Annotated in this window: 12 protein-coding genes; 10 read left to right on the plus strand and 2 right to left on the minus strand. The window is 43.7% G+C overall.

The genetic code is table 11. From position 1 onward, the window contains the following. Positions 1-12: 12 nt before the first annotated feature. Entirely contained in the window at positions 13-1212 is a 1200-nt protein-coding gene (locus GPK88_RS08385) for a helix-turn-helix domain-containing protein (RefSeq protein ID WP_117943789.1), read from the minus strand. A 230-nt stretch (positions 1213-1442) separates the two neighbouring features. On the opposite strand from GPK88_RS08385, the gene GPK88_RS08390 reads away from it, so the two are divergent. The 4 genes from GPK88_RS08390 to GPK88_RS08405 all read left to right on the plus strand — a co-directional run bounded on the left by GPK88_RS08390 (position 1443) and on the right by GPK88_RS08405 (position 9568). Beyond that, a complete protein-coding gene (locus GPK88_RS08390) occupies positions 1443-4082 on the plus strand; it encodes a glycoside hydrolase family 3 protein (protein WP_117943790.1) in 2640 nt (879 codons plus the stop codon). Between the two features lie 77 nt (positions 4083-4159). Beyond that, positions 4160-6907 carry an alpha-L-rhamnosidase gene (locus GPK88_RS08395; RefSeq protein ID WP_117943809.1) on the plus strand — a complete coding sequence of 916 codons (2748 nt, stop codon included), beginning with the start codon at positions 4160-4162 and terminating at the stop codon, positions 6905-6907. Positions 6908-7004: 97 nt separating this feature from the next. Further along, positions 7005-8405, plus strand: coding sequence for an MFS transporter (locus GPK88_RS08400; RefSeq protein WP_117943791.1), 1401 nt, complete (start codon positions 7005-7007; stop codon positions 8403-8405). Positions 8406-9352: 947 nt separating this feature from the next. Continuing rightward, the gene (locus GPK88_RS08405) at positions 9353-9568 is read left to right on the plus strand and encodes a hypothetical protein (RefSeq protein ID WP_215707687.1); all 216 of its coding nucleotides are present in this window, start codon (positions 9353-9355) and stop codon (positions 9566-9568) included. Between the two features lie 71 nt (positions 9569-9639). On the opposite strand, the gene GPK88_RS08410 is transcribed toward GPK88_RS08405, so the two are convergent. Beyond that, positions 9640-10233 carry a 50S ribosomal protein L25 gene (locus GPK88_RS08410; protein WP_173762052.1) on the minus strand — a complete coding sequence of 198 codons (594 nt, stop codon included), beginning with the start codon at positions 10231-10233 and terminating at the stop codon, positions 9640-9642. A gap of 532 nt (positions 10234-10765) precedes the next feature. On the opposite strand from GPK88_RS08410, the gene GPK88_RS08415 reads away from it, so the two are divergent. The 6 genes from GPK88_RS08415 to GPK88_RS08440 all read left to right on the plus strand — a co-directional run bounded on the left by GPK88_RS08415 (position 10766) and on the right by GPK88_RS08440 (position 17600). Continuing rightward, positions 10766-11911 (plus strand): ABC transporter ATP-binding protein, encoded by a 1146-nt coding sequence (locus tag GPK88_RS08415; protein ID WP_173762053.1) that lies wholly within the window; start codon positions 10766-10768, stop codon positions 11909-11911. Between the two features lie 2 nt (positions 11912-11913). Then, complete coding sequence (locus tag GPK88_RS08420) at positions 11914-12777, plus strand: carbohydrate ABC transporter permease (protein WP_174095968.1); 864 nt, start codon at positions 11914-11916, stop codon at positions 12775-12777. Continuing rightward, positions 12777-13694, plus strand: a complete 918-nt coding sequence (locus GPK88_RS08425) for a carbohydrate ABC transporter permease (protein WP_173762055.1) — start codon at positions 12777-12779, stop codon at positions 13692-13694. The genes GPK88_RS08420 and GPK88_RS08425 overlap by 1 nt, the downstream gene beginning before the upstream one ends. 134 nt (positions 13695-13828) lie before the next feature. After that, entirely contained in the window at positions 13829-15190 is a 1362-nt protein-coding gene (locus GPK88_RS08430) for an ABC transporter substrate-binding protein (RefSeq protein ID WP_195565948.1), read from the plus strand. A 211-nt stretch (positions 15191-15401) separates the two neighbouring features. Next, entirely contained in the window at positions 15402-16775 is a 1374-nt protein-coding gene (locus GPK88_RS08435; RefSeq protein WP_173762056.1) for a sugar transferase, read from the plus strand. Positions 16776-16856: 81 nt separating this feature from the next. Next, entirely contained in the window at positions 16857-17600 is a 744-nt protein-coding gene (locus GPK88_RS08440) for a glycosyltransferase family 2 protein (RefSeq protein ID WP_173762057.1), read from the plus strand. Positions 17601-17704 lie beyond the last annotated feature (104 nt).

The following is a 17704-nucleotide window of genomic DNA, read 5'->3' on the forward strand; positions in this document are numbered from 1 at the left end:
CCGCCTGATATATTAGTAGATTTTGTGGGTCTGATTCCGATACTGTGTCGGAGTCAGACCATATTTTTTCTTAAATACAGTCTGAAAGTAAGACTGACTGGAAAAACAAAGATAGTTACTGATTTCGCTTAATGTCTTATCCGAATATGTCAGGAGACTTTTTGCCTCTTCCAGCTTACACCGCATAATGAAGCTGCAGACATCGAAGCCGAGCTCTTTTTTGAACTTGTTTGTCAAATAAGAGCGGCTTCTTCCGATATGCTCAGCTACATCGCCAACCTGAATGGATTCGTTGATGTGGTGAGTAATAAACTGAATACACTCAAATATTTCCAGAGACATTCCCTGAGGAATTTTATTTTGCGAAACCCGTTCCGTAAAATCAATCAGCATAGAATAAGACAAGGTTTCAATGTGGGAAATATTCTGCAGCTTTTCACATTCACGGATATATACATCGGCAAGCTGGTAAGCCTGTTCCATATCCATTCCTCCGGCAATGGCACTTCTTGTAACAATTGCAACAGTTGTAATGAAAACATTCTTTTCCTGCCGGAGGGAGTTGTCAGCCATAAGACCACCCGATAATTCGGAGGGGGTGTTTAACAATGTTTTCATTTTTTCGACGTCTCCATTTTGAATATACTGCAGAAGTTTCTGTTCAAACTGGTAGGTATTATGAAAATGCTGTTCTTCCTTTGCATTCATCACCTGATTGGAATGTACATTGGAAAACTCGCTGATGCTGCTTGTGTTTTCCAGATTAAAATGCTGTCCAACAGAAATATATTCATCGTTGAAACACAGGTGAAGCCAGGCAAGTGTCTGGAGAAACTGGTTAAAGGAAATCTGAGGAATATTGACCAGAAATTGGAGTATATCCGGTTTGTGTTCCTGACTGATTGCCCATTCCTGCATGAAAGTGCGAAGTGTAAGATCTGAAATAGGTGTGCTGAATACAGGGCCAATGATGATTACGCAATCAGCATGCTCCGGCTTTATATAACCATAATAGCCGAAGGACTGCGAGATAAAATAGTCCGGGTTTTTTGTGAAATGTCGGAAACCGGACAGGATGCCTTTAAAAACAGACGGATCTTCCAAAATCGAAGGAAAGGAACAGTCATTGTCGGGTGAAGCGTGGTAATAGCCAATCGGTATGGAGGTTGATGCATAAAATAATTCACAAAATGCCTTTAAATCAGTAATCATGGAAGACTCCTCCAGGTAAAACCGTACTTTTAAACTCTCTTTGAAATGGATGTAATACTAATTATAAGGTGTTCTATTTATAAAAACAAGGACAAAATTGAAATATTGTAATCAATATTGTAATACAAAAATTATATGGTTTGATATTTTATTTTATAGATAACTCGTAACTGTGAGGGTACTGAACAGTTACGATAACTCAATGAAAGTATTTAAAAGGAGAACTCAACATGGGAATGGAAGATTTTTGGGAACAGCTTCCGACAGGAAAAGAAGATAAACCATTGCTTTTTGAAATGGGACCGCTGGAGTACGATTTTCATGATATTGACGGATTGTATTTTATGCTGGATCGTCGACTATCCGGCTGTCTGCTTATGATGTGGGCAAAGCCGATGAATCCGGATATTCAGGGAACCGTCACCTTAGATAGCAGGGTGGTATCCGGCTGTATCAACCAATATATGGAAGTTATGGGAAATATGTGGGTGCTTGGAATTCCGCTTCGGGGACTTGTGACAGAGTACGGTCGGGAATATCAACTTCACGTGGAAGGTTTTGTGGACATGGATGGGAATGAGATGAATCCGCAGGATTTTACGGTCAGAGGTGTGGAAAAAGTGAAACCGAAGCCGGAAGATGCAGCACATGAACAGATTGCACTGGAAGCCGCCAGGGAGGGAATCGTTCTTTTGAAAAATGAGGCGGAAGTTCTTCCACTGAAGAAGGGAACGGTATTGAATCTGTTTGGCAGAGGTATTCACGAATTTCGTATCGGAGCAGTGGGGGCAGGCAAAATCAATCCTCGCTACAGTGTTAATTTTGTGGAGGCTGTCAGGGAAGGAGAAGCTTATTCACTGAATGAAGAACTGGTTGAATTTTACGGCTGTGACAGGGATGAGATACCGGAGGACGAGATGTTGATGCGTGCAAAGAAATTGTCCGATACGGCAATCGTGTTCCTGACACGTGCAGCAGGAGAAAACCAGGATGCTTCCACGGCGAAAGGGGAATACTATCTGAGCGAGGCTGAAGAAGCACTTATTGCAAAAGTAACGGATACATTTGCAAAGACAATTGTGGTTTTAAATGTCGGATATCCGATTGATGTGACATTTGCAGAAAAGTATGCAGTTGCAGGACTTATATATTCGGGATTTGGTGGAATGCTTGCAGGACCGGCACTTTCGGATATCCTGAGCGGGGCTGTAAATCCGTCAGGGAAGCTGCCGGATACATGGGCAAAGGATTATTTTGATATTCCGTCGTCGAAAAATTTCTATGACTGTGTAGATAAAACACGTCTGACAGCAGATGAAAATATATATGTGGATACTTGTTACGAGGAAGACATTTATGTGGGATATCGTTATTTTACAACATTCAGGAAAAAAGTGGCGTATCCGTTTGGCTACGGATTAAGTTATACAGAGTTTTGTATCAGGCAGGAGAATATTCGATTTGACGGGGAAGTACTGGAACTGGATGTATATGTGAAGAATGTCGGGGAAAAAGCCGGAAAAGAAGTTGTTCAGGTTTATGTAGGCAAACCGGAATCAGAACTGGAGCAGCCGGAAAAAGAACTGGTATTCTTTGAAAAAACAAAGGAACTGCTTCCGGGAGAGGAACAGAAGATTCCTGTTCATGTTCCGGTGAAAGTATTGACTTCATATTCGGAAGAAAAAGCGGCGTATATTTTATCAAAAGGATATTACCGTATTTATGTGGGAAACAGTATTGAAGCAGCGGAATGCGGCGGATTCGACGAAGAAGAAACAAGAATAATCAAACAGGTAACCAATCTGCTTTGCTGCGATTACAAATTTACAAGATTATCCAAAACAAATCCGGATGATACATGGCCGACAGGAGCGCATTCCGGAGTGGTCAAAAATAAGTTGACATTTTTGCCTTATGAGAAGAGGAAACATTATCCTGCAAAGTTTGATATGGAGAAACCGGAAGAGAAGGTAACATTTGATGCTGTAAGAAAAAATCCGTCACGTGCGGCTGAGTTTGTGGCACAGATGTCACCGGAGGAACTTGCCCGCATCAGCATCTGTGCCTCGGCAGGGTGGGGAATGGAAGGTATCGGTGAGGCAGGTCGTGTATTTCAGACAGAAGGATATGATTTGCCGGACTTTCCGGTGAGCGATGGAAACAGCGGAGTCAATCTGAACATCAAAAATATTGGAATGCCGTCAGGCGTTACAATCTGTGCTTCGTTCAATAAAGAATTATCGGAAGCAATCGGGTGTGTAATCGGGGAAGAAGCGAAGGCATTGGGCATGCCGCTGGTTCTTGCACCAGCATTTAATATTCACAGAAATCCGCTAAATGGACGACAGCCGGAATATTTTTCGGAAGATCCGTATTTGTCCGGTGTCATGGCCGGATTTTATGCAAAAGGATTGGAAGGAGCCGGGATCGGAAGCTGCTATAAACATTTTATCGGGAACAACTGTGAATCTTCCAGAAAGCGAAATCAGAGTCTGATTTCCGAACGTGCAATCCGGGAAATTTATTTCCGAACTTTTGAATATGCGATGGATGTTCATATGCCAGCCAGCTTTATGACGGCGTATAATGCGGTAAACGGCTGCCCGACAGCAGCGGATGAAGAACTTCTACAGGGGCTTCTCAGAGAAGAAAATGGGTTTGCCGGTTTTGTAATGACGGATTGGACAACCTATGACAGTGTAGATGTGGCAGCAATGGTACAGGCGGGAAACTGCTGGATTACGCCGGGCTCTAATGATGATACATATACCGGTCAGATAAAGAAAGGATTGGAGAACGGTACCATAGACATGGCAAGACTTCAGGAGAATGTTACCGCTCTGATTCGTACAATGGCAAAATTTTCGTAACTGTTCAGTACCCTCACAGTTACAAATTTTCATAGAATAGAAAGAATCAGAAAAACAAAAAGAGAGAGGAAATGCATATGATTCGTGATTTGACAATAGAATACAGAAAAAATCCGATAGGAATCGATGAGAAACCACGTTTCTCATGGAAGTTGGAGAGTGAAAAGCAGGATGTTGTGCAGACAAACTACCAGATTCAGGTTGTCAGCGGAGGCCGGCTTATGTGGGACAGCGGCCGGGTGAAAAGCGACCAATCCGTTCTGGTGCCATATAAGGGTGCTGCATTGAAAGAGATGACTGTTTATCAGGTGCAGGTCAGTGTATGGGATAATTACGGAGAGCTGGGACAGGTGACAGGAAACTTTGAAACCGGTTTGATGAGAGAAGAAAACTGGAATGCAAAATGGATTACCCATACACTTCCGGCTGAAGAGACTGCATGTCCGGTATTTGTCCGCAGCTTTTCTCTGGACAGACCAGTGAAGAGAGCAAGGCTGTATGCGACTGCCTGTGGTGTATATGAGGCATTTATTAACGGAAGGAAAACAGGAGACTTGTTCCTGGCTCCGGGCTGGACATCTTATCATCACCGACTGCAGTATCAGACTTATGATATTACGGAACTCCTGGAAAAAGATAATGAGATTACGGTTACTGTAGGAAACGGGTGGTATAAGGGAGAACTCGGGTTTGATGCAAGACCAAATCTTTACGGCGACAGAACGGCTTTGCTGGCAATGGTGCGTATCGAGTACGAAGACGGGGAAATTATCTGCATCGGCACTGATACGGACTGGCATGTGGAAACAGGAGAAATTCTGTTTTCCGAGATTTATCACGGTGAGATACAGGATTATACAAAAGAAAGAAGGCAGGTAGGAAAGGCAGTTCTGTTTGAACATACGGATGATATCGGGCAGATTGTGGCGCAGGAATCCGAGCCGGTCCGGGTAACGAAACGGTTTGATGTAAAGGAAAGGATCGTGACTCCAAAAGGAGAATTGGTGTTTGATTTCGGACAGAATATGGCAGGACTGGTAGAAATACGACTTCCAAAACTTATTGGAGACAGATTAGTTATTCGATATGCAGAAACACTGGATAAAGATGGAAACTTCTATACAGAGAATCTGCGGACGGCAAGATGTACAGATACATTCGTATACGGAGAAAAGCAGGTGGGAATGCTTGTGATGCCGCACTTCACTTTCCACGGATTCCGTTATATTTGTGTGGAAGGCGCAGGAACGGAAACAGAGGCATCGGATTTTACGGCATGTGCAATGCACACAGACATGCAGCCGACAGGAACATTCACATCCGACAACACGTTGGTTAACCAACTGCAGAGTAATATACAGTGGGGACAGAGAGGCAACTTCCTCGATGTTCCGACAGACTGCCCACAGAGAGATGAACGGTTGGGCTGGACCGGAGATGCACAGGTATTCTGTGGCACAGCCTCCTATAATTTCCACACGGCATTATTTTTCCGAAAATGGCTGCGGGATATGGCAGCAGAGACCACTCCGGAGTGGGGCGTACCTCATGTTGTTCCGAATATTCTCGGAAATCAGGCGGGAGCAGCGGCATGGAGCGATGCTGCGACAATCATTCCGTGGACGATTTATAAGGTTTACGGGGATAAAGAGATGCTTGCGGAGCAATTCCCGATGATGAAGAACTGGGTGGATTATATACATGCGAGAGTCTCGAAAAACGGATTGTGGCAGAGTGGATTCCAGTATGGAGACTGGCTGGCGCTGGACATAGAATCCGGAAGCACCGACCGGACAGGCGGAACGGACAAATATCTGGTGGCAAATGCTTATTACGCATATTCGACCAGGATTGTGCGGGATGCTGCGGATGCATTGGGGTATGCAGAGGAAGCAAAAGCATACGGTGACTTATATGAAAAAATAGTAGAAGCCATTCATGTGGAATACGTGACAAGAAGCGGACGAATGGTCAGTGAGACACAGACAGCCTGTGTGCTGATGCTGTACTTTGACTTGATAAAACCGGAATTTCGTAATCGGATTTTGGAGACATTGGAGTTAAATATCGGGGCACACCATAATCATCTGACGACAGGTTTTGTGGGTACACCGTATCTGTGTCATTGTTTGTCAGAAAACGGTCTTCACGGGTTGGCGGATGAAATCTTTATGAAAGAGGATTTTCCGGGCTGGCTCTATGCAGTAAAGAAAGGCGCAACGACAATCTGGGAGCGTTGGAATTCCATTCTGCCAAATGGGGATTTTGACGAATCAGGTATGAACTCCCTGAACCATTATGCGTACGGTTCGATTGGAAGCTGGTTGTACGAAAAAGTTGCAGGAATACGCTGTATGGAACCGGGATATAAGAAAATACGGATTCAGCCGACGCTGACAAAGGGAATGACAGAGGTGTCCGCAGCTTATGAATCCATATATGGAACAATCGTAAGTGCATGGAGCTGTAGAGAAGGAAAAATCTGTGTGGATGTGCAGATTCCGGTGAATACAACGGCTGTTATCCAGCTTCCGGAGAAAGAAGCGGAATTTACGGTTGGTTCCGGCAGATATCATTACGAGTACAAAACGGATACAAATCTGAAATTCGAGAAATATTCGTTGGAGTCAACACTCGGAGAGTTGGTCGCCGAAGAACTTGGCCGCAATATGTTTGAAGAAATGATGCCGGGAATGCTGGAAGACCCGCTGATTCAGTTTGCATTGTCCATGACCATATCCGATCTGCTTGTGCAAGATGCGCAGGCAAAGCCAATGTATCTGGCAGTCATTGATGCGCTGAACGCTACAAATTCAAAATTATAAAAATTAAGCTAAAATTAAAATACAGACAAATAGGAATGTGATATTTTAAGCTTACAAGATATCAAGGAAATGTGATACGAAATGAAGGAGGGACACAATGAGTAAAAAACCATTAGGAAAGGACAAATTTGGCGTTCAGAAAGTAATGCGCGTGAAGGATTACTTCGGAGATGCTACGGGACAGTTCGCATTGAATGCGATGTCCACACTGGTAGGACAGCTTACATACTTCTATACGGATAAGGTTGGCATGGCTGCTGGGGCGATTGCAACAATGTTTATTGTCTGTAAGATTATTGACGCATTTACAGACCTGATTATGGGAAATATCATTGACCATACAAAACCGGGAAAAGAAAAATATCGTCCGTGGCTTTTGAAAGCGGGAATTCCGGCAGGTATTGTAATGGTTCTGATGTTTACGGTGCCGAAAATAGGAGATATGGGACAGATTATTTACGTGACAATAACGAACATTCTTCTGACAGCAGTATTATATACGGCAATGGCAATCCCTTATAACTCGCTTATGACCGTTCGTACGAACAGCCAGGAAGAACGAGGCATCATGGGAACATGGAGAGCGGCGACCGGTTATGTGGCAGGTATGATATTTGCAATCTGTATGATTCCGATTACGAATGCACTGGGCGGAAACCAAAACGCATGGATTAAATTTGGCTTTATCATGGGAATTATTGTAATACTGGCAGCCTTGATTTGTTATGCAACAAGCCGTGAGACAGCAACAGAGGCAGGAGCGGTAGTAGAAGCGAAAGAAGAGGATGAAGAAGTGATTCCGTTTAAGGAAGCGCTTGGAAAGCTGTTCCACAACAAATACTGGGTGATTGTTCTTGTGGTGAATCTGCTCTCATGCATTATATATGGTCTTACAGCGGGTGCGGGAGTATATTACTGTAAATGGATTTTCGGCAATGACAACCTGGTCGGCGTTCTCGGAGGAATCGGAATGATTCCGACCCTGTTAGGATTCATATTTGTAGGACCGATGATTAAGAAACTTGGTGTTGTGAAAACGCTGCTGGTGAGCTTTGCAATGGGTGCAGGAGCAAATATACTGCTTCTCTTCACAAAAGACATCTTTTTCTGCTACGCATTATTCGGAAGTATTACAACATTTGCAACCATTCCGATGATGTGTCTGGTTGGAGTTATGACGGCAATGTCAATTGATTATAATGAATATAAATATGGTGTAAGAATGGTAGCAACCTCCAACAGTGCATCCAGCTTTGGCGGTAAAGTGGGAAGCGGGCTCGGAACATCTATTATCGGCTGGTTCCTTGCGGCAGTCGGCTATGATGCTGCACTGACTGCAGCGCCGGCAGCTACAAAAATGGCAATTTACGGATTCACTATTGTAACACCGTTAGTGATATTTGTTATTATGTTTATTCTTGTAAGCAAGTTTGATCTGGAAAAAACACTTCCTGCGATGAAAGAAGAAATTGCAAAAAGAAAAGCACAGAATGCCTAAAAAAACGCCAAAAAGCTTCCTGTATAATTTAAATAGGTCAAGAGATTGACAAAAAAATACCTCAAGTAAAATTAGATTATTACTGACCGGCAAGTTGGTAAAATCTAACGAATACAAGAGGTATCTACAATGAATATTAAAGGTTCAAAGAAGAAAAATCAAGTTTTATCAGTAAATAAGAGATTCAACAGTAACGGATTTTATTCAGTGTATTGAGTGTGAATATAGCAAAAATTGCCGCTTAGTTTAGCAGACTGGGGCGGCTATTTTTGTGTCTTATTGCTTCCTATTGTGTATCCGAGACTGAAAGCTGTCAAGTATAGGCTAATAACAGCAATCAGACCTTCAAGCGTCAACATTGGCATCCCCTCCTTTAGCAAGATTTCCGTCAGCCGAGCTGGGGATTTCTATGTAATCGGAGGGGTGCTGAGTGCCGGTGGCACTCGTTTAGCACCGACCGTAACGGAGTGTAGACCACAGTCCCTCCGTAGAAGGACTAACCGCCTACCGTGTAGGTAGCACCCATAGAACGATCATAACAACCTGTGAGTGTATATGCAATCCTAAATTTGTTTTTATTGAGTGTTCACCAAAGAAGTTGTGATAACAGTATGATAACAAAATAATTCAAAATCAGAAAAACGCTCCGGATTTCCGGCTGAAAATGATAATAAAAAGACAGAAATATACGAAAAAAACGTCTTAATATGCAAGACCGATACCGCGAGGGTGGACGTACTGTAGGATCAGGACGTGTTGCTACAATCATCGAGTAATCACTGATTAATATATATTGAGTACCGCAAGGTACATTGTGTCCAAGCGTAAGATACCCCGGAACCGTAAGGTTTCCGGGGTTTTTCTGTTGCTTAAAGTATGATAAAATATGGAAAAAACGAACGGAGAAGGAAAGTAAACAAAGAAAAAAGTATATTTTATCACAAACTATGGAATTTGATGATTCCCATTGTTCTGCAGAATCTGATGCTGGCGCTGGTGGCGGTGGCGGACGCGTTTATGCTTGGGGGAATGGATCAGAATTATATTTCCACTGGCCTGTAGTGGTGATCTATGCATGTACCTGTATTGATGAAGTAGGAAAACTTCCATGGGTGCTGCATCATTTCCGGAAGTATAAATGGGTGAAGGATTTAACACGATAGTACTTTATATGTAAATATACAAAAATACCCCGGAGCAATCACGCTCCGGGGCATTTTCATGTAGTGGATTTTTATTTCGTTTCAGCCTCAGCATCTTCAGCCTCTTCGTCTTCCTCTGGAGCGGCTGCGTACTCACCGATATGAACAACAACGGCATCCTCAGGTGTGATGAAGTGTACCTGTTTGCCTTCCGGAATCGGGAGGTCTTTTACATGGATGTCACGGACATCTGCAGGATAGCCGTCGAAGTCGATGACGATAGTATCCAGCAGGTTGGCAGGATCTGCTTTGTAATGAACTTCTTCTATTTCCTGTTCAACAATACCCTGAACCATATCGGTGTGCTCCAGTTTGATAGCTACGGTTGTGGATACTTTTTCACCGGCAACCAGAGCCTGGAAGTCCAGAGCCATCAACTGTTTCTCAATTGGATTATAATCAATGTTCTTTACCAGGGCATCGACTTTTTCGCCTTCGATGTCCAGATAAATCTGAGTTCCTTCTTTATTTGCTTTAATGAATTTTGCGGCCTCGGCACCATTGAACTGAAGTGCTACTGGCTCTTTCATTTCTTTTCCACTAAGAATTCCTGTGACGTAACCCTCACGTCTTAATTTTTTAGCCTTTACATTCGGGTTTCTTTTCTCTGCTTTCAATGTGATCATGTCAAATTCCTCCTCCTGATGCATGGATTCCGGTAATGTTGCTGTTCGCGCTGTTCGCAGTAACACGAATTCTGCATTTCTTTTCTGACTGGGATTATTATAGCACTTCTCAGGCTAAGTGGCTAACAAAAAGTTAGAAAATTTGAGAGAAATATTTTGTATTGTTTGACTTATACACGAAACTTCAAGAGTAAAATTAGACAAAAACATAGCCGGAATTTGAGATTTTACAGAAAAAATTAAAACAACATGAAAAATTGCACAAATTAAGCGGCAATGAAAGCCCCAAAGTTGCCATTTATTTTGGGCAGAGATGAGTAGTGAATGCAAAATCTGATTTATTAGCCTGGTTCAGGAATGGAAAGATAAGGCAGAAATTTTACCCAGGAGAAAGAATTTAACGGAATTGCATATAATTTCCGAAATAATTTAACACATACTTCACAATCACTTATCGTAACCACGATATCTGGATATCCGGAAAACTTCTATACTAAGAACCATGCGAGCGAGGAGAGAAAGGAGATAAGTGATGTCAGAAATTGCACTTAGAAATGTATGTAAGCAATTTGATTCGGAACATTACGGTGTAAAGGATTTTAACCTTGATATACATGACAAAGAATTTGTGATCTTCGTAGGTCCGTCCGGATGTGGAAAATCCACAACCCTGCGTATCATTGCAGGTCTGGAGGAAATCACAGACGGTGAGCTGTGGATCGACGGAGAACTTTCCAATTATCTGGAACCAAAGGAGCGAGGAATGTCCATGGTGTTCCAGAACTATGCTTTATATCCAAACATGACAGTTTACGGAAATATGGCCTATGCTCTGAAGATCCGCAAAATGCCAAAAGACGAGATCGATAAAAAAGTCCATGAGGTGGCAAAGATCCTGGAGATCGAGCAGCTTCTTGATCGAAAACCGGCGGCCCTTTCCGGTGGTCAGAAACAGCGAGTTGCCATCGGAAGTGCTATTATCCGGAAGCCAAAAGCCTTCCTGATGGACGAGCCTCTTTCCAACCTGGATGCAAAACTCCGTGCACAGATGCGAGTGGAGCTTGTGAAATTACATAAACAGCTGGATACCACCATTATTTACGTAACACACGACCAGACAGAGGCCATGACTCTTGGGACTAAGATTGTGGTCATGAAAGACGGTCTGATCCAGCAGGTAGGAGCACCGCAGAGCATTTACGGCAATCCAGTGAATCTCTTTGTGGCAGGTTTCCTGGGTTCCCCGTCCATGAACTTTTTCCAGTGTACCGTAAAAGCAGAAGAAAACAACCGCACAGCCCTTCTTCTGGATGACGCAAAAACTGTAAAAAAAGTTTATTTGGATGGTACCAGGGGAAAACAGATCGCAGACAAATACAACGGCAGACACGTGATCCTGGGAATCCGTCCGGAAGATATTTACGAACTTGATGAGGCAAAAAAACTTGGGATCGAAAAGGACAGCGTAAATGTGGATGAGCCCGTAGTAAACCGGGAAATGCTGGGAGCGGAAGTAATCCTCTATTTTGATGAGCAGGGCAAAACCCTGGCAGTACGCCTAAATCCGGAGAATCAGACCCAGGTTGGAGAAAAAGTTTCCTTATATTTTGACATGGATAAAGCCCATGTGTTTGATCCGGAAACCGAAGAAAATCTTTTTTACAGGGAGGAGAAATAATCATGGGAAATAACAGCAAAAGTAAGATCACACCGTACTTATATCTGGTACCCTGTATGCTGATTTTTGGAGTTTTCCTGTTTTATCCGTTTGTAAAAACAATCTATTTAAGTTTGTACAAAACAAACAAAATGGGCCAGGCAAAACTGTACGTTGGCCTGGACAACTATAAAGAACTGATTCAGTCCGCATCCTTTATCAACAGCCTGAAAGTAACCCTGATCTTCGTTCTGATCGTGGTGGTCGGTGGCATGCTTCTTGGCCTGATTGCCGCAGTGCTCTGTAACAAAGCATTTCCGGGAATCCGGGTGTTCAGTACTTCCTATGCGCTGCCAATGGCTATCGCATCCAGCTCCGCGGCAATGATCTTCCAGATCATGCTTCATCCGGCAGTTGGTATTGTAAATAAGCTTCTTGGTCTGGACATCAACTGGCTGAACGATCCGAACACCGCACTGATCTGTGTGGCAGTTCTCACAGCATGGCTGAACAGCGGAATCAACTTCCTGTATTTTTCCGCAGGACTTGGAAACATTGATGAGACCATTTATGAGAGAGCTTCCGTAGACGGAGCCAGCAGTGTGCAGCAGTTTTTCAGCCTGACACTTCCGGGACTTTCCCCGATCATGTTTTACACACTGGTAGTAAATATCATTCAGGCCTTTCAGTCTTTCGGCCAGATCAAGATCCTGACAGAAGGCGGACCAAATGAGTCTACCAACGTAATCGTCTATTCCATTTACAGGGACGCATTTTTCAACTACCGGTTCGGAAGTGCGGCAGCCCAGTCTGTGATCCTGTTTATAATCATCATGATCATTACACTGATCATGTTCCGTATTGAAAAGAAGGGAGTAAATTACTGATGAGTCAGATGGAAAATGTGGCAGTTCCCGCTGTGGGAAATCTGTCAAAAGAAGAACTTCTGAAGCTGAAAGAAGCCATGAATGCAAAAGCACTCACAAAGAGAAGAGCAAGAACCGCCCTTTGTGTGGCTGCCAATGTGGTGTTTGCGGTTCTGATTCTGCTTCCGCTGCTTTACGCCATCAGTATTGCGCTGATGCCTTCTAATGAACTGTTTACTACAGAGTTAAATCTCTTTCCCAAAAATCCGACCTTTTCCAACTTTATCAATGCATTCCGCACCGTTCCGCTTCTCCGTTTTATTTTGAATTCCTTTATTATGGCGGGATGCATTACCATCGGACAGATCATTACCTGTTCTCTTGCTGCTTTTGCGTTTTCTTTCCTGGAATTCAAAGGAAAAGGTATTCTCTTCATGGTCGTGATGGCAACCATGATGGTTCCAGGAGAGGCAACGATCATTTCCAACTACCTGACCGTATCAAGCTGGGGAATGCTGGATACTTACCAGGTACTGATCGTGCCTTACCTTACATCCGCAATGGGAATTTTCCTGTTCCGTCAGTTTTACATGACTTTCCCGATCTCATTGTATGAATCGGCAAAACTTGACGGTTGCAGCAACCTGAAATTTATCGTAAAGATCCTGCTTCCGCTGACAAAATCCGCCATCGGAGCCATGGCAGTGTACACCTTCATCAATGCATGGAACATGTACATGTGGCCGCTTCTTGTAACAGGTTCCAATAACATGAGAACCGTTCAGATCGGTATCAGTATGCTGGACAGCGTAGATTCCCAGTCCATCACCCTGATGATCGCAGGTGTTGTCATGATCATCATCCCGTCCATTTCCATCTTTATCATTGGACAGAAACAGCTGATCCGTGGAATGTTCTCAGGAGCAGTCAAAGGATGATCCTGGAGCGGACAATAATCCCGGAGCATTTTTTCCGCAGGGGAAAAGATATTGCAGCGCCGTAAGGCCTGCAGTTCATCTTATATAGAAAGAAGAAAGAAAAAAAGAAAATTTTTCAAGAGGAGAAAAAAGTTATGAAGAAAAAAATCATCGCAGCTTTTCTTACCGCAGCAATGACCATCGGTTCACTCTCCGGAGTGACTGTATTCGCCGCAGATGCTTCCACAGATGAAAACGTGGAGATGGCAGATGCTTCCGACGTAGACGGAACAACCATTACTTTCTGGCATTCCATGGGTGGCGTCAATGGCGAGGCAATTGATACACTGGTAAAAAAATTCAACGATGAGAATGAATATGGAATTACTGTAGACGCTCAGTATCAGGGCGAGTACGATGACTCCCTGAACAAACTGAAAAGTGCACAGATCGGAAACATGGGCGCAGATCTTGTACAGGTATACGAGATCGGAACAAGATTCATGATCGATTCCGGTTGGATCGTTCCCATGCAGCAGATGATCGATACGGACAGTTACGACGTATCCGAGATCGAGCCAAACCTGGCAGCTTACTACACCATCGACAACGAGCTGTACTCCATGCCATTTAATTCATCTACACCGATCATGTATTATAATAAGGATATGTTTGACAAAGCAGGCATCACAGAAGTTCCGGACAGCCTGGAAGGAATCGGTGAGATCGGACAGGATCTTCTGGACAAAGGCGGCGCAGGCGAGGTAATGTCTCTTGGAATCTACGGATGGTTCTTTGAGCAGTTTATCGGAAAACAGGGCCTTGAGTATGCAGACAACGGAAACGGACGTAAAGATGCTGCAACAGCTGTAGCATTCGATGAGAACGGCGCTGCAAAGAACATCCTCACAGCATGGAAAGACCTTAACGACAAAGGTTTCGCTCCGATCGTAGGAAAAGGCGGCGATGCAGGACTTGCTGATTTCTCCGCAGGAAAAGCAGCCATCACACTTGGTTCCACAGCTTCCCTGAAACAGATCCTTCAGGATGTAAACGGAAAATTTGAGGTTGGTACCGCATACTTCCCGAAGATCAAATCCAGCGATGAGGGCGGTGTTTCCATCGGTGGTGCATCTCTCTGGGCACTGAACAACAATGATCCGAAAAAACTCCGTGCAACATGGGAATTCGTAAAATTCCTCATCTCTCCGGAATCTCAGGCTTACTGGAATGCACAGACCGGATACTTCCCTGTAACTGTAAAAGCTCAGGATGAGCAGGTATTCAAGGACAATGTTGAGAAATATCCTCAGTTCCAGACAGCGATTGACCAGCTTCATGATTCTTCCGCAGACTATGTAGGCGCTCTGTTAAGCGTATTCCCGGAGGCAAGAGCTACTGTGGAATCCGAGATCGAGAGCATGCTCAACGGAAAAGAAGATGTGGATGCAGCTGTGAAAAACATGGCAGATTCCATCAACAAATCCATCGAAGAGTATAATCTGGTGAATGAATAATCGCAAAAAGCGCAAAAATTGAAAAAGAAAAATAAACAGAAACAGCTAAAAATCCCTGGAAAAATTCCGGGGATTTTTGCCATATTTACAGAGAAAAACGGTGTGACAGGAAAATATCAGAATAAAAATAAGAGGAATCTCTGGACGTAAGAGTATATATTGGCTATAATGATATGGTTAATAACAACTCCTAAGGAAGGGAGAAAAATCTGTGAACAGAAGTAAAAGAGAAGATTATAAAAGATTCGTGGTGTTTTGTCTGGCAAGCTTGATCATTATTGCACAGACTGCGATCTTTGCTTATGTGTGGTACGATTTTTACAGCAGCCTGATCCTGAAACCATTCTGGAGAAAAGGTAATTGGGTGCTGATCCTGATCTATGCACTGATCTATCTGATGTTTGCCAAGCTTTACGGAGGCCTGAAGGTAGGTTATCTGAAGAGGATCGATGTGTTTTATTCGCTGACACTGGCAAGTATCTGTACCAATGTTGTAACGTATTTTCAGATCACTCTGATCAACCGCTGGTTCCTTTCAGCCGGCCCGATCATAGAGATGACACTGGTTCAGATCGTGGTAACCATCCTCTGGATATGGGGAAGCCGTTTTATTTATTCCAAATTGTACGGAGCCAGAAGACTTCTGGTGATCTATGGCGACCGTGACCCCGGAGATGTCATCCACAAGATGAATACCCGAAAGGATAAGTACGATATCAGCGGTAAGGTACACATCCGCGAGGGAGAAGAGAAGATTCACGCCATGATGGAAAACTATGAAGGCGTGATTATCTGGGATCTTCCGTCTCAGATCCGAAACAAGTATCTGAAATACTGTTTCTCTCATTCCATCCGCTGTTACATGAGCCCGAAGATTTCCGATATCATTCTGCTGGGAACGGACAGAATTCATCTGTTTGATACTCCGCTTCTGATGTGCAGGAACCAGGGACTTTCCATGGAGCAGCGCGCAGCGAAGAGACTTCTGGATATCGTTGTTTCCGGCCTTGGTATTATTGTATCTTCCCCGATCATGCTGATTATTGCCATCGCGGTGAAGGCTTATGACGGCGGCCCGGTATTTTATCTCCAGGACCGTCTCACCTACAATGGAAAAGAGTTCCGCATCCGGAAATTCCGGAGCATGTGTGTGGATTCCGAGAAGAATGGAGCACGTCTTGCATCCAAGCATGACTCCCGAATCACACCGGTGGGACATGTTCTCCGTAACCTGCATCTGGATGAGCTTCCGCAGCTGTTTAATGTATTTGCGGGAGATATGTCTCTGGTAGGCCCCCGTCCGGAACGAGACGTGATCATGCAGGAATACGAGCAGGAGATCCCGGAATTCCATTACCGTCTTAAGGTAAAAGCAGGACTGACCGGTTATGCACAGGTCTACGGCAAATATAACACCACACCGTACGACAAGCTGAAACTGGATCTGTTCTATATTGAGAACTATTCATTCCTTCTGGACATCAAGCTTCTGTTTATGACTGTGAAGATCTTTTTCCAGAAAGAAGTATCCGAGGGTGTGGATGACGATCAGAAGAATGCCCTGAAAGATTCACAGGATAAATAGGAAATAATACGAAATCAAAAAGTGCGTGTCAGGCTGGTTCTGGCGCGCATTTTGTAAATAAAGAAAAGGGAGGTTGTTTTTATGGAAAAACCACTGGTTTCCGTGATCATGCCGGTTTATAACGGTGAGAAATATATTGGAAAAGCAATTAAGTCCGTGCTGGCACAGAAGGTTCCAACAGAACTTCTTGTCATTGATGACTGTTCCACAGACAAAACAGAATTAACCGTAATGAAATACATGGACAGCGGAAATATCCGTTATATCCGAAACAAAGAAAATATGGGAGCTGCCCGTTCCAGAAACTGGGGAGTAAAGGCCTCAAAAGGAAAATATATTGCTTTTCTGGATGCGGATGACTGGTGGGAAGAAGGAAAGCTGGAAGCGCAGGTAGAAACAATGGAACTTACCGGTTGTGATATCTGTTCTACAGGAAGAGAGCTGATGCAGCCGGATGGACATACCACAGGGAAATACATTCCGGTAAAAGAACGCATTACCTATCATGATCTTCTGAAACACAACAGTATTAACTGTTCTTCAGTGCTTCTCCGGCGGGAAGATGCCCTCGCGTTTCCCATGGAGCATGATGACAGCCATGAAGACTATATTACCTGGCTGAGAATCCTGAAAAGAGGGGGATTTGCAGCAGGAATCAACAAGCCATATCTGAAATACCGGCTCAGCGAAGGTGGCAAGTCCAGAAACAAACTGAAGTCTGCGGCCATGACATATCAGGTTTACCGGTATGTGGGATACGGTCCTGTAAAAAGCCTGTTTTTCTTTGTTTCCTATGCAGTTCACGGAGTCTGGAAATACCGATGAAAATACTGGAAACAGATAATAATACTGGGAAATATTAAGTTTTTATTTCCAAATTCATAAATATATGTTATAATTTATTCATATTTTAGCCAAATAACCTGTAC

Source organism: Blautia sp. MCC269, from assembly GCF_018785655.1.
Taxonomy (GTDB): Bacteria; Bacillota; Clostridia; order Lachnospirales; family Lachnospiraceae; genus Blautia_A.

What these genes read in the sequence shown, in the direction of transcription:
- GPK88_RS08385 (WP_117943789.1), bottom strand. Translation starts at nt 1,212, where the DNA reads ATGATTACTGATTTAAAGGCATTTTGTGAATTATTTTATGCATCAACC.
- GPK88_RS08390 (WP_117943790.1), top strand. Translation starts at nt 1,443, where the DNA reads ATGGGAATGGAAGATTTTTGGGAACAGCTTCCGACAGGAAAAGAAGAT.
- GPK88_RS08395 (WP_117943809.1), top strand. Translation starts at nt 4,160, where the DNA reads ATGATTCGTGATTTGACAATAGAATACAGAAAAAATCCGATAGGAATC.
- GPK88_RS08400 (WP_117943791.1), top strand. Translation starts at nt 7,005, where the DNA reads ATGAGTAAAAAACCATTAGGAAAGGACAAATTTGGCGTTCAGAAAGTA.
- GPK88_RS08405 (WP_215707687.1), top strand. Translation starts at nt 9,353, where the DNA reads ATGGAATTTGATGATTCCCATTGTTCTGCAGAATCTGATGCTGGCGCT.
- GPK88_RS08410 (WP_173762052.1), bottom strand. Translation starts at nt 10,233, where the DNA reads ATGATCACATTGAAAGCAGAGAAAAGAAACCCGAATGTAAAGGCTAAA.
- GPK88_RS08415 (WP_173762053.1), top strand. Translation starts at nt 10,766, where the DNA reads ATGTCAGAAATTGCACTTAGAAATGTATGTAAGCAATTTGATTCGGAA.
- GPK88_RS08420 (WP_174095968.1), top strand. Translation starts at nt 11,914, where the DNA reads ATGGGAAATAACAGCAAAAGTAAGATCACACCGTACTTATATCTGGTA.
- GPK88_RS08425 (WP_173762055.1), top strand. Translation starts at nt 12,777, where the DNA reads ATGAGTCAGATGGAAAATGTGGCAGTTCCCGCTGTGGGAAATCTGTCA.
- GPK88_RS08430 (WP_195565948.1), top strand. Translation starts at nt 13,829, where the DNA reads ATGAAGAAAAAAATCATCGCAGCTTTTCTTACCGCAGCAATGACCATC.
- GPK88_RS08440 (WP_173762057.1), top strand. Translation starts at nt 16,857, where the DNA reads ATGGAAAAACCACTGGTTTCCGTGATCATGCCGGTTTATAACGGTGAG.